Raw genomic sequence first — 24,150 nt, forward strand, 5'->3', positions numbered from 1 at the left:
GCGCTGCCGCGGCAGCGCCATCGCCGATCATTTTCGCCGCTCGAACATCACATATGCAGCTGTCCCCGAGTCTCTGCGGGATTGGCTGGACGAGGCAGCCTAAGCTCGATCAAGTGGCGACGAGGTGACCGTCGCCAACATCTTCGAGCTTGAGTTTCCGAGGCTCGTCACCGATGCGCCGCACAGCGCTTGGAATTTCGCTGTCCAAACGGACGAACCTGGCGCGGCGCCGGCTTGGATCGGGAACCGGAACGGCTTCGATCAGCCGCTTTGTGTAAGGATGGCGCGGGTTGGAGAAGATCTGGTCGCGGGTGCCCATCTCGACGATCTGCCCCAGATACATTACCGCCACGCGATCGGAGATGTTCTCGACCACCGCCATGTCGTGCGAGATGAAGAGAAATGCGACGCCGAATTCGCGCTGCAGCTCCTTCAGCAATCTTAACACGCGCGCCTGCACCGACACGTCGAGAGCAGAGACGCTCTCGTCGGCAATGATCAGCTTTGGTCGCAGCGCCAGCGCCCGTGCAATGCAGATTCGCTGGCGCTGCCCGCCGGAGAATTCGTGGGGATAGCGCTCCATCTGGTCAGCGGAGAGGCCGACGCGTTCGAACAGAGCGGCGATCTGGGCATGCCGTTGCTCTCTGTCGCCGAGGCCGTGGATCAGCAGAGGCTCGGCGACGAGATCGCCTACCCGCATGCGCGGGTCGAGGGACGCGAAGGGATCCTGAAAGATCATCTGCACATTGCGGCGGACAGCCTTGCGCTCCTTGCGGCTGAGCGCCGACAGGTCGTGGCCGCCGATTGAAATGCTGCCGGTGAAGGGCACCAGTCCGGCGATCGCCTTGGCCGTCGTCGACTTGCCGCAGCCCGATTCGCCGACCAGCGACAGGGTTTCGTGCGGCGCGATCGAGAAACTCACGCCTTCGACCGCGTGCACCCTGCGGTCAACGCGGCCGAAGAAGCCGCCGTGCAGGTCGAAGCGGACGTGAAGATCGCTGACAGATACAAGCTCGGCCGGCATGTTGGCGGCATCTTGTCGGTCTTCGGCCGTCCGTCCGCCGCCGATACGCGGCACGGCGGCCAGAAGCTCGCGTGTATAGTCGGCCTGCGGGCGATTGAAGATGTCAGCCGCCCTGCCCTGCTCGACCATCCGGCCGTCGCGCATGATGATGACGCGGTCCGCCATCTCGGCGACGACGCCCATGTCGTGCGTGATCAGGATAACACTGGTGCCGTGCTCGCGCTGCAGGTCGCGCAGCAGCTCCAGCACCTCGCCCTGAACCGTGACATCGAGGGCAGTCGTCGGCTCATCGGCGATCAGCACGTCCGGGTTCAGGGCCAGAGCCATGGCAATCATCACGCGCTGGCGCATGCCGCCTGAGAGTTCGTGCGGATAGTGCTCGAGCCGCCGTTCGGCATCCGGAATTCGGACTGCCTTCAGCGCCTCGAGCGCCCTCAGCCGCGAGTTGGAGCGCGACATCGAGGTGTGTGCCTCGATCGCCTCCGTGAGCTGACGGCCGATGGACAGCACCGGATTGAGCGATGTCATCGGTTCCTGAAAGATCATGGCAATACGGTCGCCGCGGATGCGGCGCATGCCGCTCTCGCTGAGAGCCGCGAGATCCTGATCGCCGAGCCGGATGGAGCCTGATCCGATGCGTGCCGCCGGCTGTGGCAGCAAGCCCATAATGGCTAACGCCGTCATCGACTTGCCGGAACCGGACTCGCCGGCGATGCAAAGCGTTTCGCCGCGCATCTGTCCGAATGTCAGGTCGGAGACGACGTCGCGCTCGCCCTCCTCGCCGCGCACGGCGACGCTCAGGCCTGAGACGCTGAGTACCGGCCTGACAGAGCCACTCTCCGCGGCGGCCTGCCTGGATCGTTTGATGTCCTCCACCTTCATTCAAAGACGCAGCGGGGGAAGTAGAACGAAACCACCCAGTTGGGCATGTCGACGATCTCGCTGATGCGCAGGTCACCGCAAACCGAGACGAGCATATAGGCATCTACCGGATCCATGCCGTAGCGGCCGGAGAGCAGGTCGATCATCTGGGAAACGGCGCTCTTGGCGCCGTCCATCAGATCCGGCCCGATACCGGTTGTCACCTCGTAGCCCTTGGCGTCGAGATGCCGCGACACCGGACCGGGTGTTGTGAAACGCGGCGTCCGCAGCCGGGCATCCTTGACCAGATCGAGCGTCAGCACGGCGTTCATGGGGCTCTCGATCGCCGTGCCGCAGACCTCGCCGTCACCCTGCGCGGCGTGCGTGTCGCCGACCGAGAACAACGCTCCCGCGACCTCTACGGGAAGGTAAAGCACGGTGCCGGCGGCGAGATCGCGGATGTCCAGATTGCCGCCCACGCGCCGCGGCGGGACCACCGAATGCAGACCCGGCTCAGCCGGGGCATTGCCGATGGTGCCGGCGAAGGGCTTGAGCGGCACCCGGCCGCTCTTGCCGAACAGCGCCGGTTCGAGCGAGGCGGCGTCGTACTTCCAGATATTCAGTGCCGGTTGGGTGAAGTCATCCGCCAACAGACCGAATCCCGGGATGTTCGCCGTCCAACCGAAGCCGGACGGCTTGAACGCCTCGATGGTGATTTTCAGGGCATCGCCCGGTTCTGCCCCGTCGACATAGATTGGCCCAGTGACCGGGTTCACCTTGGCAAAGTCGAGCAAAGCAACGTCGTCGACGGTGCTCTCCATCGTCAGCTGCCCGCCGGACGAGTCCAGGCACTGGAACTCGATCGTCGACCCTGGCGCCACCCGTTCGGCCGGGACAAAGGAATTGTCCCAGCCGAAATGATGGTGGCGCCCGTGGATGGTGTAGTCGCAGTTATTGCACATCGGTCACATACACATTGTCGTAGTTGATCGGGATGTGGACCGGGTCGACATAGAGGTTGTCGGCACCACCCATGCGGGTTGATTTCATGGTGAAACGCTGCTCGTTGAAGACCGGTGCCCAAGGCGCGTCTTCCATGATCTTGCCGTAGATCTCGCTCCACATCTTGGCGCGTTCGCCAGCCTTGGCCGGGTCGACGATGGAGTCGGCTTCGGCCGCCTTGGCGTCGAGCTCCTTGTTGCAATACCACGACCAGTTCCAGCCGCCCGGGACGGCACCAGCGCAGCCGAGGATCGGGCCGTAGAAGTTCGACGGATCGGGGAAGTCGGCGATCCAGGCCATGCCGCCGGACCAGATCATCGGCGCACCGGCCTTGTCACCGCCGGCGGCGATGACGTTGGCCTGCGCGAGCGACTGGATGCTGGCCTTGATGCCGACCGCCGCCAGATCCTGCTGAATGGCCTGCGCGATGCGCGGGTTGGGATCGGTGTTCATGGCAAACAGCTGCGTGTCAAATCCGTCGGGATGCCCGGCCTCGGCAAGCAAGGCCTTGGCCTTGGCCACGTCATAGGGATAGCCCTTGAATGCCTTGTCATAGCCGGGCATCGACGGCGGCAACGGCTGATTGGCCGGCACCGCACGGTTGTTGATCAGCTGGACGATGCGGTCCTTGTTGATCGCCATGTTGACCGCCTGCCGCACCTTCACGTTGTCGAAGGGCGCCATGGTGGTATTCATGGTGATATAGCCGGTGTGCAACTGGCCGCCCTCGACGACACGGGCCTTCTGCTCGGGATCGGCCATCACCTCCTGGAATTTCGCCGGCGGAATGCCGTCGCCGGGAACGTCGATCTCGCCTTTCTGGAGCCGCAGCAGCGCCACGATCGGCTCCTGGCCAATCTCAAAGGTGATGTTGTCGAGATGCGGCAGACCCTTGTGCCAGTAATCCGGGTTGCGCTCGAAGACCACGCGCTGGCCGAGCGTCCATTCGGCGAGCTTGAAGACGCCGGTTCCGACCGGATGTTTGCCGAAGTCCGCGCCGTATTTTTCGACTTCTTCCTTCGGCACGACATGCGAGAAGTTGATCGCCATGACATGCAGGAAGGTGGCGTCGGGCCGGGTCAGCTCGAATTTGATCGTGTAGGGATCGACGACGGTTATGCCCGCCAGGCTTTCCGCCTTGCCGGCAGCGACGTTGTCATAGCCTTTGATCGAGCCGAAGAAGCCGGCACCCGGGCTCTGTGTCTTTGGATTGGTGACCCGGTCGAGCGAATATTTCACGTCGTCGGCGGTCATCTCGCGGCCATTGTGGAACTTCACGCCGTGGCGCAGCTTGAAGGTGAAGGTCTTGCCGTCGGGCGCAATCTCGTAGCTCTCGGCAAGGTCGGGCCGCAGGTTGGTGGTGCCCGGCTCGTAGTCCATCAGCCCGTCGAACAGGCTCTTGATCATCGACCAGTTCTGCCAGTCATAGCCGATGGCCGGATCGAGCGTGGCGACGTCGTCCTTGTAGGTGATGGTGATCGCGCCGCCCTGCTTGGCATTCGGATCGACGGCGTCTTCGGCACGTACGCTTGTCATGCCAAGCACCAGCGCAAGCGCCGATGCCGCCACGGTCGATATCAGATATTTTCTCATGTCATGTTCCCTTTCTCTGGTTTTCTTGGTTTTCATCTGAGCTTGATGCGTGGATCGATGAACGGTGCGACAGTGTCGGCCAGGAGATTGCCGAGCACGATGGCAAAGGCCGAAACCAGGGTGACCCCCATGATGATCGGAATATCGATGCGCTGAATGGCCTGCCAGGCTAGCTGGCCGATGCCTGGCCAGCCGAACACGCTTTCGACAACCACGATGCCGCCCATGAAGATGCCGATGTCGATGCCGATCATGGCGATGACCGGCAGGATGGCGTTGGGCAGCGCGTGCCGGAAGATAATGGCGCTGCGTGCAAGACCCTTGGCACGCGCGGTACGCACGTAATCCTGGCGCAGCACGTCGATCATCGACGAGCGCATCATGCGGGCGTACCAGCCGGCACCGAGAATTCCCATGGTCAGCGATGGCAGCACCAGATGACGCCAGGTGCCGTAACCGCCGATCGGGAACCAGCCGAGCCGCACCGCGAACACATAAAGCAGCAGCAGGCCGACGACGAATTGCGGCGCCGAGACGCCGACGAAGGAGGCGACCATCAGCGACTGGTCGGTGGCGGTGCCACGCTTGACGGCGGCGATGAGGCCCATCGTCAGCCCGATCACGACTTCGCAGGCAATTGCGCCGAGCATCAGCAGCAGGCTTGCCGGGAGCCGCGAGACGATAAGCTCCGTGACCTCCGAGCGCTGGATGTAGGAGCGCCCCAGATCGCCGCTGAGCAGACTGATCAGATAGTGCCAATACTGGACGACGAAGGGCTGATCGAGGCCGAGCTGCCGGCGGATGTTCTCGACCGTCTCGGGCGTGGCGCTGCGGCCGGCGATCTGGCGGACGGGATCGGCGGGCAGCAGATAGAGCAACGCAAAGGTGATCAGGGAGACGCCGAGCAAGATGAGCACGGACTGGACAACGCGGCGGCCGAGATAGGCGATCATGCCCGCCCCCTTTGCGTCGGATCGAGGATGTCGCGCAGCGCATCGCCGACCAGGTTAAAGGCTAGCGCCAGCGCCAGGATCGCCGCACCCGGAAAGAAAACCAGCCAGGGCGCTGCCTGGAAATAGGTTTGGTTTTCGAAGATGATGTTGCCCCAGGAAGCAGTCGGCGGTTGCACGCCGATGCCGAGATAGCTGAGCGTCGCTTCAAGAAGCACCGTCGTCGAGATGCCGAGCGTGCCCCAGACGATGATCGTCGGCAAAAGGTGCGGCAGGATATGACGAAACAGGATGCGCGGGGCGCTTGCGCCGATGGTGCGCTCGGCATCGATGAACTCGCGCTCGGAGAGCGAACTTGTCTCGGTGTAGATGACGCGGGCGGTCTGCACCCAGTTCACCAATGCGATCACCATGGCGACGATCCATAGGCTCGGCTGGAGCACCGCCGCCAGGCAGATGGCGAGCAGCAGCGCCGGGAAAGCCATCATCAAATCGGTGAAACGCATAAGCGCGCTGCCGATCCAGCCGCGGAAATAGCCGGCCGTGATGCCGACCAACGTGCCGATCAGAAGTGCCACGCCATTGGCGACGATGCCGATGATCAGCGACGTGCGCGCGCCGAAAAGGAGACGGGTCAGCAGGTCGCGGCCAAGCAGGTCGGTGCCCAGCCAGAATTGGGCCCCCGGCGGCAGTGGCGCGCCTTCAAGCGTGAGCCCGTCGAACATCTGCTCGTTTGGATCGTAGCCTGTCAGCCACGGTGCAAGAATGGCGCCGGCCAAGACAACGGCAATAATCCCGAGGCCGAGCAAAGCGAGAGGCCGTTTTAGCAGACGTCGCCAGACGCCGGCGCGAGGCTTGGCTGGCATACGCCCGGCGGCCGAAAGCTCAGGCGCGATCGGATTGGTCATCGTCGCCTTCTTCTTGTGTCATCGCCACGATCCTGCGCGCGGCTTCCTCGACACTGATTTGCCAGCTCATCGCCAGCGAGCGGAGCTGCGCATAGGCACGGCCGTCCTCGGCGCCCTTCGACAAGACCTCCACCGCGCGTACGATGGTCTGGCGCTCCGCGACCCGCTGACGAAGCGAGGCAATCTCGCTGGCCAGAAGCTTGCGCGCCTCGAAACTCTGCCTCGCAATCAAAAGCGCGCTATAGACGCCGGCATTGCCCACCGGTTTCAGCAACTGCGCATCGGCCTTGTGCGACAATGCCCATTCGACGCGCCCCGGCGCCTCGGAGCCGATCAGTGCTATCAGCGGCATCGGTGCCTCGCCCGGCTTCCACGGAAATTGCTCGTCAAAGCCGAGATCGACGTCGAAGAAGACGAAGTCCGCCGCCAAGGCTTCGGCCGGCAGTTCCGGCCAGAAGCCAATCGCCTCAAGGCCGATGGCCGACAATTGCCTTGTGATCGCCTGCACGGTCGGATGTGGACGATGCAGGACAAAAGCCCTGGCGCCTCCAAGGTTCGGGATACGCGCCATCTTGCTCACGACACCACCCGCAGGCGTGGCCGCCCGAACGTCTCCGTCCGGTCATAGCGGGAAAGGTAGGGATCGGGTGCCACGCCCTTCGTCAGCGTGACCGTTTTGAACGATGTTCCATCGATACGTCCGATTAGCACCGGCAAGGTAGCATGCTGGGTTTGCGGGTCGATGGCGATGTCGCCCAGTGGCGATCGAAATGAAGTTTCGGTAAAGACCTTGGGAAGGTCCGTCCATTGTGCACCGGGGTTGCGGGTGAGGATCTCGGCGAGCATGCGCACCGAGGCATAAGCCGCCGCCTCGAAGGATGAGGCCGGCATGACGGAAGGCACTGGAGCCGCACCGCGATCCGCCCCCGAGATGTCGTGAAAATAGGGCCCAACGGAAAGGTGGCCATCGCCTGCCCCATTGAGCGCCGGCAATTCGCATTCCGTGAGATTGCAGGACAGGATCGGGCAACGCTCCGGCCTGAAATGCGGGTCGCGCCGGCCAAGCTCCGCATAGGCAGCGATGAAGGCATAAGAAGAAGGGCCGATGAGATTGTTCAGAATGAAATCAGGTCTCGTCGCCTGTATCTCCGCGATCAGCCGCGCAACATCGACCTCGCCGAGCGGCAGATAGCGTTCGCCCAGCACCTTGCCGCCAGCGTCCGCAATCAGGTCGCGCGCCACGCGGTTGGTCTCCCAACCCCAGATGTAGTTGGAACCGAGCAGGAAGCCGTCGGCGCCGAAACGAGGCACGACATAGGCAAGCAGCGGTACGAGATGCTGATTGGGGCAGGCGTGCGTGTAGACGACATGCTCGTTGGCTTCGAAGCCCTCGTACGGGCAGGCGTACCACAGCGTGCCGCCTGCCCTCTCCAGGATTGGAATGACCTCCTTGCGGCTCCATGAGGTGATGCAGCCAATGATGTGACGCGCGCCGCTGTTGGCGAGAATGTCCGCGCAGCCGCTTGCATACCGATCGATGTTGCCCTGCGGGTCGCGCTCGATCGGGATGAATTCGAATGGGATAGCGGGAGCGGCGTTGACGTCGGCGATGGCGTTCATCGCACCCGCACGGCAGGATTCGGACACCAGCCGGTAGTTGCCGGACCGCGAATAGAGAATGCCGATCTCGATATGCCGTTTCAAGCAATGCCTCAAAATGACAATGCCCCGCAGCCACCGCCGCCAGGCGAGAGCATACGAGGCATTCTTGCCGCCCGGCGGTCAGAGCCGGTATTTGTCCTCACCGTATTACGCCCGCGCTCCCAGTCAAGAGCCGCCACGCGAAACTTTGGCCAGCCGAACCGGTTCGGCGCGGAGCACGCAACTCATGCCGCTGGTCGTGTAGAGTCCGCCAGGAACCAAAATTGCTGATGTCCAGGTATGGGGCCGGACAAACCCGGTTCGCTACCATTCAAAGCAACGACTTTAATATCGGTTTACCTGAATCTGCTAGCAGCAATGACGCCGGTTTTTCGTCGGTCAAGCAAAGGGTTCCACCTTGCCGCAGCAATTCAGCACTCCGTTCTGTCACCGGGGCGATCGCAACTGGCCGAGGTTGCACGGCTTCATGGGCGTCGAGTTGGAACGCGCGCCCGATGTTCTCGTGCCTCGCGTCGCCTTGGCCCGGAAGCTCGGTGGATGGGACTTTGGTGGCGGGAGCCGGGCTTGAGCGTCATTCGCGCCTTGCAAGGCGCCGACCTCCCGGCAGTTGCGAACATGTTTCAGCGCGTGCTGTTGAAGGAGAGGACCGAAGCGCCGGCCTCTCTCGTGGAATACATGAAACGGTTTTATCTGGATGCGCCCGGTTGCGCAGACAACCTCCGGTCGCTTGTCCATGTCAACGACGCCGGTCGCGTCTCCGGATTTGTCGGCGTCCACGTCCTGCCGATGACGTTCAACGGCCGACAACTACGCGCGGCTATCTGTAGCTCGCTCATGGTCGAGGACCATGAGCACGACCCGCTGGCCGGCGCCCGCTTGCTGAAAGCTTACCTGGATGGTCCGCAGGACATCTCCTTCAGCGAGACGGCCAACGATATTTCCGTGAAATTGTGGACCCGGCTGCGCGGCGTGGTCCTGCCGCAATACAGCCTTGACTGGGTCCGCGTGATGCGCCCCGCGGCCTTCATGCTCAGCCTTTCCGCCAATCGCATGGCGCTTGCGCGAATGCTCAATCCGCTGGCGCGTACAGTCGACCGATTTTACTGCAGAAGGATGACATCCAGCGAACGACGTTGGTCGGGTGTGGCGGTGGACGGGGCAGGCCACGGAGCATTTCGTACATCCGAAATCGACAGCCACGCATTTGCCAGGCTCATCGAACCGTTTACCGCTCAATTCGCCCTGCGCCCGGAATGGACGAAAGGCCAACTCGACCACATCCTGACCGATGCGGCACAAAAGCCGGATCTGGGCGAGCTTGTCTACGTTTGTGTGACGTCGCCAGTCGGCACCAATGTCGGCGCTTTCGCCTATTACGCACGAAAGTATGAAATTGGTCGCGTGCTGCAGATCTTCGCCCTCCCCGGCCAGGCGGGCCCGGTGATTGACTGCCTGATCGATCACGCCGCCGCGCGCGGCGTCAGCGGCCTGCGCGGACGTATTCAACCTGCACTTCTGGAGGCGATGCTTGGACGACGCATTGCTTTCCTGACCGTTGCCTCAACGGTGGTACATTCACGTGATCCAGAGCTTTTGGACGCGATGAAGAACTCGCAAGTCTTCCTGAATGGGCTTGCGGGCGAGCAGTGGAGCCGGCTGATCGGCAGCCGTTTCAGCTGAGGCGGGATGCTTTCAAGTTGAACCGAGCATCCCGCTCTATCTATTTATTTTAGGCGCGTTTCCACTTGGCTGCAAAATGCTTGGGTCAAAACCCAATCACTCTGAACGACCGAGTTCGACCCTTTGCCGTCATCCAGTTGGGAGCGTCGCATGACGCGATCTGACCCTTGTCCGACATTCGGGCTCTCATGCAGCAAGGTACACAGACCCGAAAAGCTGTCTTTCAAGGGCGGCGGCAATGGCATCAACCTGCGACCTGCTGTAAGCTTGGAAAGCGGGTAACAATCCGCGTAGGATTGGGGGATGGAACGTCATCTCGCAGCCGTCCTGATTGCCGATGTCGTCGGCTATGGCCGCTTGAGCCAGATCGACGACGAGGGTACGCGTGCGCTTTTCCGAACCGACCTGAACGAAGTATTCGAGCCAAGGATCGCTGCGCACCATGGTCGACTGGTGAAAACCATGGGAGATGGGATGCTGGTCGAGTTCCACAGTGTGGTCGACGCCCTACGCTGCGCGGTCGAAATCCAGCAACAGAAGGCGGAGGTGAACGTTCTCACGCAGCCAGAACGGCGGCTTGATTTCCGCATCGGCATCAATCTGGGCGATGTTATCGTTGAGGGTGACGACATCCACGGCGATGCGGTGAACATCGCCGATCGGCTGCAAGGGCTGGCGGAACCTGGAGGAATCGCGATTTCCGCCACCGCCTGCGACCATGTGAGGGGAAAGGTGCCGATCGGCTTTGCCTCACTCGGCGTGCAGAAAATGAAAAGTATCGCCGAACCGGTTCGCGTGTACCGTGTCTTGATCGACCCCGCTACTGCGGGCAAGATCGTCGATGCCAAACCAGGCCTTTCTTCCGGCGACGACAGTAAGCCGCCGGTAATTGCGGTTTTGCCGTTCGAAAACCTGAGCGCCGACGACGGCTGGACGCGGCTGGCAGACGGCCTGTCGGCCGACATGATCGGCGACCTAGCGCGCTATCCCGACCTTGCGGTCATTTCGCGCCAGACCATGCAGTCCTATCGGGGACGGGCGAGCGACACACGCTCGGTTGGACGGGAACTGAACGCCGATTACCTGCTGGAAGGCACCCTCCAGGCGATCGGACAGCGTGTCCGCGTCGCGGTGCAGCTGGTCGACACCCGGACCGGAGCCAACCTTTGGTCGGCGCGGTTCGACGAGTCGACCGATGATTTTTTTCTCATGCAGGACAGCATCACACAGAACGTCATCAATGCCCTGGCAGGCACTTTCGGCAAGCTCGCCAATCTCGGGCGTGAGGTGGCTCGGCGGAAGCCTCCGTCGAGCCTGGGTGCTTACGACTGCTATCTACTCGGGGTGGAACTGCACGACAGATTCACGACCGATGCGAGAGCAGAAGCCATACGCATGCTGTCCCGCGCCGTGGAACTCGACCCCGGCTTCGCGCGGGCCTGGATGACGTTGGGATTGGCACATGCGGTCGATGCCTTCAATGCCTTCACGCCAGATTCAGCCGCTTCGGTCGAGCGCTGGCGAGAATGCGTGGAAAAGGCTCTGGCGCTCGACCCTACCGATCCGATGACGCGCCTTTACATGGGCGCTCTCCGCGCCATTGACGGCGATATCAGCGGGGCCGCAGAGGAATACGACCGGGCGCTGGCCCTGGCACCCAATGACGCCGATGTGCTGTCGATGCTTGCCTCAAGCCGAGCTCTCGTGTGTGGAAATCCGGAAGAAGGCTGTGCTCTTGCCGAACGGGCGCTTCGCCTCAATCCGCAGGCTCCGAGTTGGTACTACGCGCAGCTCGCCCGGGCGCGGTTCGTCGCCGGTCGCTATGCCGACAGTCTGTCGTCGCTGTGCCAAAGTCCGCCGGATATTCCCGTCACTCTGATGTTCCGTGCCCTGTGTCACGCGCTGCTCGAAGAGCCGGCGCAGGCGCAGTCGATCGCCAGGCGGATTGCCGTCGAGTTTCCAAGGTTCACCGTCGAGAACTTCATCCGAACCTATCCCGTCACCAATCCTCTGGCCCTCGCTGCGATTAAGGAAGGGGCTCGTCGCGCAGGTATAGCGTAGAGCCGAAAACGGTGCCTAGCTGAGGAGGGGGACGCGCTTCCTGGATATGCCACTTGGTAAGCCGGGCCCCGCTTCCTGCACAGGCTGAAGGTCTGCTTCGTAGCGCTAACTGGGCGCTGGCGTGACCCCTGCTAAGCTTCCGCTCCTGGCGCAACGTGCTCGTCTGGCAGATGAGACGAACGGCAACTTCCCGCCCATCTCGGGCATGGCGGCGGCCTGGGACGTGGCGGTCTCGAAGCAGGTCAGGTACCGAGTTCTTCGACTTCCTCGACGAGTTGCGGACGCATGTGCAGATAACGCGTCGCCTTGCGCTTGGCGATGATATCGGCCCAGACGCGTTCCACTTGTGAGGCGGCCAATCCGGCCGCCTGCCCCACCACTTCGGCCGCCATGCCATTGTTGAGACCGTAAAGGCAAATATCCATACGGTCATATGGAAGCGAGAAGTAGAACTCCTCCTGTGTCTGCGCCAGCGAATAGGTATCGGTGGTCGGCGGCCGGTTCCGGATTTCCTCCGGAACGCCGAGATGGGGCGCCAGCGCATAGACCTGCGTTTTATAGAGGTGGGCGATCGGCTTGACGTCCGCGGCACCGTCACCGTTCTTCACGAAGAATCCCTGATCATATTCCAGCCGGTTCGGTGTTCCAAGAACGGCGAAGTTCAGACGATCAGCATGATAGTATTCGATCTGCTTGCGGGTGCGCTGCTTCATATTGGTAGCGGCGACGACGCCGAGATAGACAGGCAACGGCATTCTCAGTTTCGTCTGCTTGCCTTCGGGATCCTGCACCACCAGCGACGAGATATTATAGCCTTGGCCCTCGAGCGCGTTCGCGATCACGATCTTCGAGGCCCAGCCTTCGCCGTATTCCGGGACCAATTCGCGGATGAAGGCGTCGCGGCGCTGGTAGCAGCCCATCGCGCGCAAGGCCGGCCCGATATCCTCCGTCACAGCCTCGACACCAAAAGTTTCGGCGACGAGGCGGCCGAGCCGCAGGCTTTCGGGATCAGAATCGCTTTCCGGCATGAACAGGCAAAGCACATTCCGCGGACCGACGGCACGTGCGGCCAACGCGACCGACACGCTCGAATCGATCCCGCCCGAAAGACCGAGCACAAGGCCCCGCTTGCGAAGCCCGCGCAACTGCTGGCGCAAGGCCGTTACGATACGGTCCGTTTCGGTGATCAGGTCGATTGCCAGAGCCTGCGCCAGAAAGGTCCGCGCATCCTCGATCGGGCGAACATTCATTGCGCGGCCTCCATGGTTTCTGCCGCAAGCCGACGGCTGACCTTGCCGGTATCGGTCTTCGGCAGCTCGCGGCGGAACTCGACGATCTTGGGCACCATGAAGTCCTCAAGATGACGTGCACAGTGACGAACGACATCTTTTTCGCCAAGCGCTGGGTCGGACCGTACGACAAATGCGCCGATCGCATGCCCAAGCACAGGATCCGGCACGCCGAAGACAACCGCTTCCGCGATGCCCGGATGAGCGTGAAGCACGGCTTCCACTTCCTTGGGCGCCACCTTCTCTCCCCGTGTCTTTATGATGTCGTCCTTGCGGCCGACGAAATAAAGAAAGCCTTCCTCATCGGCCCTGAACAGATCGCCGGTGTAGAGGACCTTCTCCCAAGGGTTCGGACCCGGGCGCAAGGCTCGTGTCGTCGCAGCTTCGTTTCGCCAATAACCCTGCATGACGTGCGGCCCGCGAATGACCAGCTCACCTGCTACGCCCGGCGGCACCCGTTGCCCCTCGTCGTCGACGACAAAGGCTTCGGTGTTCGGAATGGCTATTCCGACCGACCCCGGCCGGCGGTCTAGCTCCTCGGGCGGCAGATAGGTGCAGCGCTTGCATTCCGTCAGGCCATACATCGAATAGAGCCTGACACCGGGAAAAAGGAACCGCAAGCGTTCTATGTGAGCCGGCGGCAAGGCAGCCGCCGTGTTGGAAATATAGCGAAGGCTGGGCAGGAAGCCCGGCGCCAGATCACGCATCTGCAGGATCATCGCTGCCATCGTGGGCACGAGCGGAAGCCCGGTGACGCCTTCCTGGCGGATGCGTTCAAAGACCGCCTGGGGAAAAGCGAAGGACTTCTCGAGCACGAGCGTGGCGCCGAGCCTGACAGCCATCAGCAACTGATAGAGGCCGTAGTCGAAAGCGAGGGGCAGAACATTCAAGATGATGTCGTCGGGCGAGTTGCGCAGGTAGGTGGTGATGGAGTCGGCCGCCGCGTCGCAATTGCGGTGCGTCATCATCACGCCCTTGGGCCGGCCGGTCGAGCCCGAGGTGTAGATCAACATCGCAAGATCGACGTCAACGCCGCGGTGGTCAATCTCCCTGGCTTGGAGCGTCAAGCAATCCGCCAGGGATGTGGCCCCTGCCGGGCATTGGTTATCGGCACCAACGGTGGAGGCCACGAAGATGCCGGTCTTGCCGGACGATCCGCACGCCTCGGCGACCACGGGCATCAGTTTTGCTTGCGTGAGGATCGCAGCTGCGTCGCAATCGGCGATGATGTAGGCCAGCTTTTCGGCCTTGGTGGATGCATTGATCGGACTGAAAGTCGCGCCTGCCTTAAGAACTGCGAAAATCGAAACCGCAGCCTCCCAGCAATTGTCCATGAAGATCAGCACCCGGTCGTCGCGCCTGACGCCATTCATGAAAAGGGCGGCGGCCAGGCGGCTCGAAAGATCGTCCAGCTCTTCATAGCACAGCCTTTTGTGCTCGGTGATCAATGCCGTTTTGGCTGGATGGGCAGCGGCCTTCGCCGTCAGAAAATGTTCGATCCGCACGGACGCTCCTCGCCGATGGCGCCTACGCTGCCAGCGCTTCTGCCTTTGCCTTGATGAAGGCTGAGATGCGGTCAATCGAATCCAGATTGGCCGGTACGATGTCGGCATCGACCATCGCTATGCCGAAATCATCCTCTATGAATGCCACGAGCTCCAACACGGCCGTCGAGTCGATGATGCCGTTCTCGATCAGTGATACGGAGTCTGCAAGCTCGTAGGACGTGTCCCCGAACAGGAAGTTGTCGACGATAAAGGCTTTGACCTTGTCCTTGATTGCTACCATGATTTTTCATTCCCTCGATTTCTCAGGCCGCTCGTGCTGCACCGACCTTTTCGCCAGTGAAAATCTTCTGCCACAGTTGCGTCGACAAAATGCCGACGAAAGCCGCATTGTCGCGGAATCCGGACGCTGGCTGCAAGCGGCATTTCTCGTGCAGGTTCGCCACCGCGTTGGCGTTGAATAGTCCGCCGGCGGCGATGCTCGCTTCGCTCAGTGAGTCGCGTACGTAGTCCAGTTCTCCCGCTCCAACGAAGGAGCGGGCTTCCGGTGCCCGGTAAGGCTGTTTGGTGCGCTCGCGGATGGCCGTCGGAAGCAGGTGCTTGGCAGCTTTGCGCAATATGTGTTTTTCCACCAGTCCCTTCAGCTTCATCTCCGGCGGAAGTCTGGCCGCAAACTCTACCAAGCGATGGTCAAGGAAGGGGAATCGCCCTTCGATACCGTGCGCCATGGCCATGCGATCGCCCTGGCTGGAGAGGATGTAGCCCGGCAAGAGAAAGCGGGTTTCGAGATATTGCGCCTGATGCAGCGGATGCCACCGGGAAAATGCCTCAGGCAACCGGCTGGCTAGGTCCTCGGCTGCGTCATACCCCTTCAATGTCGCGCGCAGGTCACCGGAAAAGAACATCTTCGCCGCTGATGTGGTCTTGAAACGCGGCCGATGCGAGAACAGCGGATCGTCCAGGGCAGCGCTGCCGGTTCCGAAGAACGCAGCCAGGTACTCCACGGACTGCTGTTGCAGGCCCGGCAGATAGGGATAAAGCTTGCGGAACAGTTGTGGCCTGATGCGCGATGCCGGCTGTCGCGCGCAGAAACGGCGAACCCGCGCTTCCTTGAAGACATCATAACCGGCAAAGACCTCGTCGGCGCCTTCGCCTGTCAGCACCACTTTCAAACCGGCCTGGCGAACGAGGCCAGACAATTGATAGAGGGGGGCCGGGGCGGTGCGGATGATCGGCCGCTCGGTAAAGCGGATGACTTCGGGAAACACACCGGCGATATCGCCGGCACGACACGCAATGGTTCGATGGCGCGTGCCAAGTGCTGACGCCATTTCGGTCTGGAAGGCGCTTTCGTCATGCTCGGCGCTGTCGAACGTCACGGAAAATGTCTGCAGCTTAAGAGGAGTCATGCCGGCCGCGAGTGCCGAAACGAGGGATGAATCGAGCCCGCCCGAAAGGTAGGAACCGACCGGCACGTCGGCGCGCATGCGAAGCCTCACCGCGTCGGTCAAAAGGGCCTGCAGTTCCTCGGCCGCGTCGTCCTCATTGGTGATCTTCGATGGCGTATCCGGATACGGGTAGTCTAGGTGCCAATATGGTTTGACCGTGACTTGCCCCTGTGTCGCGATCATCACGCTTGCCGGCTCCAGCTCGTGGATGTTGCGGAAAGCCGTGCGTGGAGCGATCGGCGCCCACAGCGTAAAGATCTGGTCGAGTGCAATCGGATCGATTTCGGCCGAGACGCCGGGTACCTTCAGGAGGGCCTTTATCTCCGACGCAAAGTAGAGCACCCCGTCCTTGCTGGTGTAGAACAGCGGCCGAACACCCATGCGGTCTCTTGCAAGCACCATCCGCCGCCGCCGGTTATCCCAAATCGCGAAGGCGAAATCACCGTTCAGGAGCGACAGGCAGTCTTCGCCCATCTCGTCATACAGCTGCAGGAGAACTTCGGTATCGCTCGACGTGCGGAAGCGTCGGCCCTTGGCCAGCAGCCCTTCGCGCAATTCCACGTAGTTGAAGATCTCGCCGTTGAACGCAATCGTCAAATTGCCGGTTTCGTCGGACATCGGCTGCTGGCCATCACCAATTCCAATCACCGACAGCCGCGCATGCCCAAGCCCAGCCTCGGGCGCTACGAATTTCCCTTGTTCATCCGGCCCGCGATGGGCGATCGCAGACGTCATGCGCGCAAGCAAAGCTTCCGCATCCCGGACTGAACCGAAATAGCCCCCGAATCCGCACATCCACACAGCTCATACTGAACAGCAAGCCACGAAACATAGCGGTCATAAGCGCCTCAAAGGTTAATCGGATACTTTTCAGCAAGCATGTGGTTAACAGGATGTTAGGACAAAATGGTGCTTTTGCGGACCGACTTGCGCCCCACTCCAAGGTGTCACGCTTGAAGGCGTCACGGCGAGCGATGCAAATCACTGCTTCGAGTACGGCCGGTACCAGTCAACAAACTTCTTCAGCCCGTCCTCTATCGAAACGCTAGGCCTGAAGCCGAAATTCCGCTCCAGCGCGGTCATGTCGGCGTAAGTCTTCTCGACGTCGCTCGCCTGCATCGGCTCGTTGTGGCGGATTGCCTTGACCTCGAGCAGCCTTTCCAGAATGTCGATGAAGTCGCCCAGCCGCACCGGCCGGTTGTTGCCGACATTGTAGAGCCTGTTCGGCGGAACGTCAGCCGCCGGCGGCTTGTCGAGCACGGCGACAACCGCCTTCACAACATCGTCTATGTAGGTGAAATCGCGCCACATTTCGCCATTGTTGAAGACCCGGATCGGCTTGCCCTCGAGCATCGCCTGGGTGAACATCCAATAGGCCATGTCGGGACGGCCCCAGGGACCGTAGACCGTGAAAAACCGCAGGCCGGTCTGCGGTATGCCGAACAGATGGGCGTAGGTGTGGCTCATCAACTCATCGGTTTTCTTGGTGGCAGCGTAAAGCGAAACGGGCTTGTCGACCTGATCGGCTTCGCTGAACGGCACGCTGCGGTTGCCGCCATACACCGAGCTCGACGAGGCATAGACCAGATGCTCGAATGCCGGTTCGGCGCGACAGAATTCGAGCACTTCGAGGTGGCCCATGACATTGGAGCGGATATAGAGCCGCGGATTGTCGAGTGAGTGGCGCACGCCCGCCTGCGCTGCAAGGTGCACGATCCTAACGATGCCTTGCCCGGCCAAAGCGGCTGCAAGCGCGCCCTGTTCGGCAATATCGATCTGGTGGAACGAAAAATCCTTATGGGGCAGAAGGCGGGCAAGCCGCCCCTTTTTGAGCGCCAGGTCGTAATAGTCGTTCATGTTGTCGACGCCGACGACCGCTTCTCCCCGGTCGAGCAGATGGTGGCAAACGTGGCTGCCAATGAATCCCGCGGCTCCGGTGACAAGTATAGGCAACAAGCTTCTCCACGCGCATAGCCGGGCCGGTATCTGGAGCGGCAGATCCGGCCCATTTTGTCGTGCTATAGTCGAAAGCCGAGGTGGAGACCACCATTAAGCTGATGCGTCAGCTTGCCTCGCGCATGGCTTCGGCCGCCTGCAGGTCAACCGACACCAGTTGGCTGACGCCTTGTTCGGCCATGGTCACCCCAAACAGCCGGTCCATGCGCGCCATGGTGATCGGGTTGTGTGTGATGATGACGAAGCGCGTTTCGGTGGTTGCGGCCATTTCGTCCATCAGATTGCAGAAACGCTCGACATTGTGGTCGTCGAGCGGCGCGTCGACTTCGTCGAGCACGCAGATCGGCGCCGGATTGGTCAGGAACACGGCGAAGATCAGCGACATCGCCGTCAACGCCTGCTCGCCGCCGGACAGCAGCGTCATCGTCTGCGGCTTCTTGCCGGGCGGGCGCGCCAGGATCTCGAGCCCCGCTTCGAGCGGATCGTCGGACTCGATCAGTTGCAGCTCGGCGGTGCCGCCGCCGAACAGATGCGAAAACAACCGTTGAAAATGGCCGTTGACCACCTCGAAGGCGGCGAGCAGCCGCTCGCGGCCTTCGCGGTTCAGGCTATGGATCGCCTGCCGCAGCTTGCGGATCGCCTCGATGATGTCGTCGCGCTCGGAGACGATGGTCTCCAGCCGGTCCGACAGTTCCTTCTGCTCCTCCTCGGCGCGCAGATTGACGGCACCGAGCCGTTCGCGTTCGACCTTCAGCCGGTCGAGCTGACGCTCGATCTCGGCCATTTCGGGCATCGGGCTGTCGGATTCGAGGCCGGTGTGGCGGATCACCAGATGCGGCGGCGTGTTCAGCGTTTCCTGGATGCGCGCCTCGACTTCCAGCCGACGCTCGTCGGCGGCGGTCAGCCGCTCTTCGGCGCGAACGCGGGATTCGCGCGCCTCGGCCAGCGACTGGATGGCAGCAGTCGCAGCCTTGTCCAGCTCGGACTGCCGGTTCTCCGCTTCCTGCAAGCGGTCGCCCGCTGCCTTGCGCAGGCTTTCGGCCTCGGCGAGCTGCGACAGCAGGGCGCGCCGCTTGGCGTCAATCTCGTCGGGAGCGTCGGCCAGTTGCTCGCGCTCGGCCTCGGCCTCTGCCTTGCGTTCGCCGAGCGCCGCGATCTGCGTCGAGGCGTTTTCGGCGCGCTCGACCCAGTTGCGCCGTTCAACGCTGATGGCGTCGAGCCGACGCGCACGTGCCTCGGCTTCCCGCCTCAGGCCCTCGTGAACGGCACGCGCATCGGCAAGGGCGGCGCGGTCGCGGGCGACGTTGGCGGCCGACTGCTCGAGCTGCAATTGCAGATCGCCGAGATCGGGCGCGTCCTGCAGCAGCATTTCCGCCTCGACGAATGCCGCCGCCGTTTCCTCATGGCTGTCGACAATGCGTGCGCGCGCCTCGTCAAGTGCTGCACGCCGGCTCGACAGCTCGCCGCCGGCTTTTTCGGCCTCGGCCAGCGTATTGCGGGCAGCGTCGAGCCCGTGCTGGGCGTCGCGCCCGGCCTGTCGGGCGTTGCGTTCGGCCTCGCTCGCCTGGGCAAGCGCCTGTTCGGCCTGGGCAAGGGCTTGTTCAGCTTCGCGCAGGGTGCGCGTGGCATGGACTGCTTCGGCATCGAGCTCGGCCAGCCGGTTTTTCTGCGCCAGCCGCTGCGCGGCGGCGGTCGGGGCATCGGCGCTGGCGGTGAAGCCGTCCCAACGCCAGAGCGCGCCTTCGCGGCTGACTAGCCGTTGACCGGGAGCAAGCAGCGTCTGCAGCCGTCTTCCGTCGGCGGCTTCGACAATGCCGATCTGGGCCAGCCTGCGGGCCAGCTGTGCCGGCGCACGCACAACGCTGGCGAGGCTCCTTATGCCTTCGGGCAATGCGGCGTCGGCAGGCTGGATTTCGCTCTGGCCCCAATGTACCGGCGCACTGCGGTCGAGCGGCACGTCGAGATCTTCGCCAAGCGCGGCACCCAGCGCCGTCTCGTAGCCACGCTCGACGCTGATCTGCTCCAGCACCGAGGGAAATAGATCGCCGCTGGCGGCGTTGAGGATCTTGGCCAGCGTGCGGGCCTCGGTTTCGATCCGCGCCAGCTCGGCCTTTGCGTCCTGAACCGGTGGGCGGGCAGCACTTTCGCCTGCACGCGCCTCGGCGACCGCCTGTTCGGCGGCAATGGCGGCTGCCTCAGCCTCTTCGAGCAGCGTCAGCGCCTGATCGACCAGCAGCCGCTTCTCGGCGGGATCGGGCAGGCCGGCGACCCTGGAGACGATCTCCGACAGTTCGCGGTCGACATCGGCAAGCTGGCGGGCAAAGCGGTCGCGGCGCTCAGCGGTGTCGCGCAGCGTCCGTTCGATCTGGTTGCGCGAGGCGGCAGCCTCCGCCCGTTCGGCGGTCAGCGCGGCGAGCCTGGCCTCGCTCGAGGCAAGCGTCGATGCCGCCTGCTCGAAAGCCGCGCGGGTGCTGGCCTCGCGCTCGGCGGCGCCGGCGTTTTCGGCGTTGAGCGCGGCTTCTTCGGCGGCGAGGCGTTCGAGGATATCCGCATTGTCGCGGACCATGCGCTCCTCGCGGGCAAGGTCGCCATCGAGCTGTTGCAGTCGGCGGTCGAGCTCAGCCTGGCGGGCGCGGATGCGGCCTGCCTCTTCCTCGATCTGCGCCTTGGCGATCGATAGACGCTGGAAGGCGGCGGCGGCAGCGGCTTCCGCATCGCGCAGGTCCGGCAGCCGGTGGGCGTTGATGCCTTGTTCCCTGGCGGCAGCCATCTGGGCGGCGGCACGGTCGCCGACCAGCGCGGTGGCAATCGCCAGCGCCGAACGCGCTTCGCCTTCCTGCGTCTTGGCCAGCGTCCAGCGCAGATGCAGCAGCGTCGCTTCGGCCTTGCGGATGTCGGCCGACAGGTTCTTGAAGCGCGAGGCCTGGCGGGCCTGGCGTTTCAGGCTTTCGATCTGACCCTCCAGCTCGCCGACGACGTCGTCCAGCCTTTCGAGGTTCTGTTCCGCCGCCTTCAGCCGCAGCTCGGCTTCGTGGCGCCGTGTGTGCAAGCCGGAAATGCCGGCCGCCTCCTCCAGCAGCGCGCGGCGCGCCTGCGGCTTTGCCTGGATCAGCTCGCCGATGCGGCCCTGGCCGACCATCGAGGGCGAGCGGGCGCCGGTCGACTGGTCAGCGAACAGCAGCTGAACGTCCTTGGCGCGAGCCTCCTTGCCGTTGATGCGGTAGAGCGAGCCGGCCTCGCGCTCGATGCGGCGCGAGACCTGCAATTCGTCGGCGTCGTTGAAGGCGGACGGCGCGGTGCGGTCGCTATTGTCGAGGAACAGCGTGACTTCGGCGGTGTTGCGGGCCGGACGCGTTCCCGAGCCGGAAAAGATGACGTCGTCCATGCCGGACGCACGCATGTTCTTGTAGGAGCTTTCGCCCATGACCCAGCGCAGCGCCTCGACCAGGTTCGACTTGCCGCAGCCGTTCGGCCCGACGATGCCGGTCAGACCGCGTTCGATGACGAACTCGCCGGGTTCGACGAAGGATTTGAAGCCGAGGAGGCGAAGGCGCGAGAACTTCATTCGCGCCGGCCCATAGCCAAGTTTCGCAAAACTGTGCCGCGGTTTTGCAAGGAGAACCCGCGGCAAGACAAAGAAGTGCGCACGCCGAAGCTACGCCGCTTCGGCGCTGCCGAAACGTCAGAGCAGAGGGTCGATGATGGCCGACATTTCCGCAATCGACATCGCCCCTTTGTAGGTCTTTCCGTTGATGAAAAAGGTCGGTGTGGAATCGACCTTGAATTCGTCGGCGCCGCGCTTCTGGACAGATCTCACATCGTCCAGAAGTTTCTGGTCCGTCAAGCAGGCCTCGAAGGACTCCTGTGTAAAACCGGCAAGCTTGGCGATTTGCAGCAGTGCGTCCTTGGTATTGTTCACACCAACCCAGTTCGCCTGCTGCCTGAACAGTACGTCGACCATCGGGAAATAGTTGTCCTTGGAGCAGCGCGCCAGCATGAAACCGGCCTCGGCGCTGGGATCGAACGGAAACTCGCGCAGTATGTAACGGGCCTTGCCGGTGTCGATATATTTCGTCTTCAGCTCCGGAAAAGTGGTCTCGGCGAAATGCGCGCAATGCGGGCAGGTCATCGATGCATATTCGACGATAGTGACCTTTGCATCGTGCTTGCCGAGCTGCATGTCGGGCAATGCGCCGGGCTTCAGCAGTGCCGCCATATCGACCGTGCCCTGAGCCTCCGGCGCCGCCGCGGCGGCCGGAGCGGCCGGCTTCGCAGGTTCCGGAGCCGCAGGCTTCACATCCTGCGCCTCGGCTTTCTCGCCCGAGTCGCTGCAGGCGGCAAGCAGCGCCACCGCTGGTATTGCGGCCAGCGAAGTCAAAAGGTTTCTGCGGGACAAGGAACGGATCATACGAATCACCTGGCAATAGTTGGATTTTGCAATGCAAAGTCTACAAAAAGCGAGAGTTGGCGCGAATTAAGGCATTACCGCCCCTATTCCAATCGCCAAATCCGGGCATACCATCACGATAGCGCGAGATCACGGTTTCTTTTGACCGAGAATGGTGGCGCCAAGCCGCTCCAGCGAGGCGCGCAGCCCGCCGTCCTCGATCAAACCAACGGTGCCCGACAGCTTCGCTTTCTCGGCCGCAGTCAGCGGCCGCAAACTGGGTTTCGGCTTGTCCTTGCCCGCCATTACCGGCTTCTGCACGATCCTGATCCGGCCGATCGCATTGAAACCGAGGAAGGCATTGACCCGGTTGATGATCTCGCCGGTCTCGTGCTGCAGATGCAGTGCCGCTACACCCTCGCAGGCAATCACCAGCACCGCCGGTTCGAAAGGATCGTCCTCATGCATGCGGCGCGGCCACTGGATCTTTTCCGGGCGCGAGCGGCCGGCAAGCCGCGGCCCGGCAATTTCTTCCCATGACTGGACCAGTCCGATCGACATACCGGCCCGCTTGCGCAGCACCGGGTCGAGGATCTCGGTTGCGAGATCGCTCACCGGAACGGGATTGCCGAAGGGCCTTTTCCCTGCCATGTGCGTTCTCCAGCTTCAGCACCAATGGATTAGGGCCGACCCTCGATCAATGGCACTGCACGACCAGACCCGCAAGGCCGTATCCGGAGACAATGTCGAGATCGCCTCCCGGCTGCTTGCCTGGTACGACGCGCATCACCGCGACCTGCCCTGGCGCGTTTCGCCGCGCGCGCTGGCGGGCGGGGCGCGGCCCGATCCCTATCTGGTCTGGCTTTCCGAGGTGATGCTGCAGCAAACCACGGTCGAGGCGGTAAAATCCTATTTTCAGGCGTTCATGCAGAAATGGCCAACGGTCCAGGCGCTGGCGGCGGCACCGACCCAAGACGTCATGAAGGCCTGGGCCGGGCTCGGCTATTATTCCCGCGCCCGTAACCTCAAAGCCTGTGCCGATCTCGTCGCGCGGCAAGGCGGCCGCTTTCCGGACAGCGAGTCCGGCTTGAAGGAACTGCCCGGCATCGGCGCCTATACGGCGGCGGCGATCGCAGCGATCGCCTTCGACCGACCAGCCGCGGTCGTCGACGGCAATGTCGAACGGGTCGTCTCACGGCTGTTTTCGATCGCCACGCCGCTGGGCGAAGCCAAGGGCGAGATACGCGGCCAGGTCGAACGCATGGTTCCCCTGACAAGGCCCGGCGACTTCGCGCAGGCGATGATGGACCTGGGCGCGACGATCTGCACGCCGCGCCGGCCCCGCTGCATTCTGTGCCCCGTTCGCGTGGACTGCAGCGCCACGATCTCGGGCGACCCCGAACGCTTTCCGGTCCGCCTGCCCAAGGCCGAAAGACCCTTACGCCGCGGTGCCGCCTTCGTTGCCGTCAGGTGCGACGGCGCCATCCTTCTGCGCAAGCGCGCGGACAAAGGCCTGCTCGGCGGCATGACTGAGGTGCCGACGACCGGCTGGACGGCGCGCATAGACGGCGCCACCACGGAAGCGGCGGCCCCGCTCCCCGGCAACTGGCAGCAGGCCGGACGCATCGGCCATATCTTTACCCATTTTGCGCTTGAACTCGACGTGTTCAAGGCGGAGACCGACGTTGCCGCCCCGGTCGGGCATTTCTGGTCGCTGGCCCATGAAATTTCCGGGGAAGCGCTGCCGAGCGTCATGAAAAAGGTAATCGAAGCGGCGATGCCGGGCGCGACGAAAAAGCAGCGGCCGCGTTGAAAGAGAGAAGA

At 62.8% G+C, this 24,150-nt stretch carries 18 protein-coding genes; 3 read left to right on the forward strand and 15 right to left on the reverse strand.

The features are described from left to right. Positions 1-109 precede the first annotated feature (109 nt). The 7 genes from NKJ28_RS10035 to NKJ28_RS10065 are packed head-to-tail and all read right to left on the reverse strand — an operon-like array spanning position 110 to position 8,042. A complete protein-coding gene (locus NKJ28_RS10035; protein ID WP_352635297.1) occupies positions 110-1,906 on the reverse strand; it encodes an ABC transporter ATP-binding protein in 1,797 nt (598 codons plus the stop codon). After that, positions 1,903-2,847 (reverse strand): acetamidase/formamidase family protein, encoded by a 945-nt coding sequence (locus tag NKJ28_RS10040; protein ID WP_352635299.1) that lies wholly within the window; start codon positions 2,845-2,847, stop codon positions 1,903-1,905. The genes NKJ28_RS10035 and NKJ28_RS10040 overlap by 4 nt, the downstream gene beginning before the upstream one ends. After that, positions 2,837-4,480, reverse strand: coding sequence for an ABC transporter substrate-binding protein (locus NKJ28_RS10045; protein ID WP_352635301.1), 1,644 nt, complete (start codon positions 4,478-4,480; stop codon positions 2,837-2,839). Before NKJ28_RS10045 ends, NKJ28_RS10040 begins: the two co-directional genes overlap by 11 nt. Positions 4,481-4,512: 32 nt before the next feature. After that, on the reverse strand, positions 4,513-5,433 hold the full coding sequence (locus NKJ28_RS10050) for an ABC transporter permease (protein ID WP_352635303.1): 921 nt from the start codon (positions 5,431-5,433) through the stop codon (positions 4,513-4,515). Continuing rightward, positions 5,430-6,296, reverse strand: a complete 867-nt coding sequence (locus NKJ28_RS10055) for an ABC transporter permease (RefSeq protein WP_198023515.1) — start codon at positions 6,294-6,296, stop codon at positions 5,430-5,432. The genes NKJ28_RS10050 and NKJ28_RS10055 overlap by 4 nt, the downstream gene beginning before the upstream one ends. Before the next feature lie 19 nt (positions 6,297-6,315). Then, positions 6,316-6,918 carry an ANTAR domain-containing response regulator gene (locus NKJ28_RS10060; RefSeq protein ID WP_352455770.1) on the reverse strand — a complete coding sequence of 201 codons (603 nt, stop codon included), beginning with the start codon at positions 6,916-6,918 and terminating at the stop codon, positions 6,316-6,318. After that, positions 6,915-8,042 carry a transporter substrate-binding protein gene (locus NKJ28_RS10065; RefSeq protein ID WP_352635305.1) on the reverse strand — a complete coding sequence of 376 codons (1,128 nt, stop codon included), beginning with the start codon at positions 8,040-8,042 and terminating at the stop codon, positions 6,915-6,917. The genes NKJ28_RS10060 and NKJ28_RS10065 overlap by 4 nt, the downstream gene beginning before the upstream one ends. A gap of 522 nt (positions 8,043-8,564) precedes the next feature. On the opposite strand from NKJ28_RS10065, the gene NKJ28_RS10070 reads away from it, so the two are divergent. Both NKJ28_RS10070 and NKJ28_RS10075 read left to right on the forward strand, forming a co-directional pair. Next, the gene (locus NKJ28_RS10070) at positions 8,565-9,680 is read left to right on the forward strand and encodes a hypothetical protein (RefSeq protein ID WP_352635307.1); all 1,116 of its coding nucleotides are present in this window, start codon (positions 8,565-8,567) and stop codon (positions 9,678-9,680) included. Positions 9,681-9,983: 303 nt separating this feature from the next. Continuing rightward, positions 9,984-11,741 (forward strand): adenylate/guanylate cyclase domain-containing protein, encoded by a 1,758-nt coding sequence (locus tag NKJ28_RS10075; RefSeq protein ID WP_352635309.1) that lies wholly within the window; start codon positions 9,984-9,986, stop codon positions 11,739-11,741. A 242-nt stretch (positions 11,742-11,983) separates the two neighbouring features. Here NKJ28_RS10075 and nadE read toward each other — a convergent pair whose 3' ends face one another. The 8 genes from nadE to NKJ28_RS10115 all read right to left on the reverse strand — a co-directional run bounded on the left by nadE (position 11,984) and on the right by NKJ28_RS10115 (position 22,977). Beyond that, complete coding sequence (gene nadE / locus NKJ28_RS10080; protein WP_352635311.1) at positions 11,984-12,991, reverse strand: NAD(+) synthase; 1,008 nt, start codon at positions 12,989-12,991, stop codon at positions 11,984-11,986. Continuing rightward, positions 12,988-14,535, reverse strand: a complete 1,548-nt coding sequence (locus tag NKJ28_RS10085) for a class I adenylate-forming enzyme family protein (protein WP_352635313.1) — start codon at positions 14,533-14,535, stop codon at positions 12,988-12,990. The genes nadE and NKJ28_RS10085 overlap by 4 nt, the downstream gene beginning before the upstream one ends. A gap of 22 nt (positions 14,536-14,557) precedes the next feature. Then, positions 14,558-14,821: an acyl carrier protein gene (locus NKJ28_RS10090; RefSeq protein WP_352635421.1), complete on the reverse strand. Its 264-nt coding sequence runs from the start codon at positions 14,819-14,821 to the stop codon at positions 14,558-14,560. A 19-nt stretch (positions 14,822-14,840) separates the two neighbouring features. After that, the gene (asnB, locus tag NKJ28_RS10095; RefSeq protein WP_352635315.1) at positions 14,841-16,778 is read right to left on the reverse strand and encodes an asparagine synthase (glutamine-hydrolyzing); all 1,938 of its coding nucleotides are present in this window, start codon (positions 16,776-16,778) and stop codon (positions 14,841-14,843) included. 186 nt (positions 16,779-16,964) lie between these two features. Next, complete coding sequence (locus tag NKJ28_RS10100) at positions 16,965-17,936, reverse strand: NAD-dependent epimerase/dehydratase family protein (RefSeq protein WP_352455763.1); 972 nt, start codon at positions 17,934-17,936, stop codon at positions 16,965-16,967. A gap of 109 nt (positions 17,937-18,045) precedes the next feature. Beyond that, entirely contained in the window at positions 18,046-21,504 is a 3,459-nt protein-coding gene (gene smc, locus NKJ28_RS10105) for a chromosome segregation protein SMC (protein WP_352635317.1), read from the reverse strand. A gap of 117 nt (positions 21,505-21,621) precedes the next feature. Further along, entirely contained in the window at positions 21,622-22,347 is a 726-nt protein-coding gene (locus NKJ28_RS10110) for a DsbA family protein (protein WP_352571386.1), read from the reverse strand. Between the two features lie 129 nt (positions 22,348-22,476). Then, a complete protein-coding gene (locus NKJ28_RS10115; RefSeq protein WP_023674157.1) occupies positions 22,477-22,977 on the reverse strand; it encodes a DUF721 domain-containing protein in 501 nt (166 codons plus the stop codon). Positions 22,978-23,026: 49 nt separating this feature from the next. On the opposite strand from NKJ28_RS10115, the gene mutY reads away from it, so the two are divergent. Then, positions 23,027-24,139 carry an A/G-specific adenine glycosylase gene (mutY, locus tag NKJ28_RS10120; RefSeq protein WP_023674156.1) on the forward strand — a complete coding sequence of 371 codons (1,113 nt, stop codon included), beginning with the start codon at positions 23,027-23,029 and terminating at the stop codon, positions 24,137-24,139. Positions 24,140-24,150: the final 11 nt, after the last annotated feature.

Source organism: Mesorhizobium sp. M0145 (assembly GCF_040322355.1).
In the GTDB taxonomy this organism is placed as follows: domain Bacteria; phylum Pseudomonadota; class Alphaproteobacteria; order Rhizobiales; family Rhizobiaceae; genus Mesorhizobium.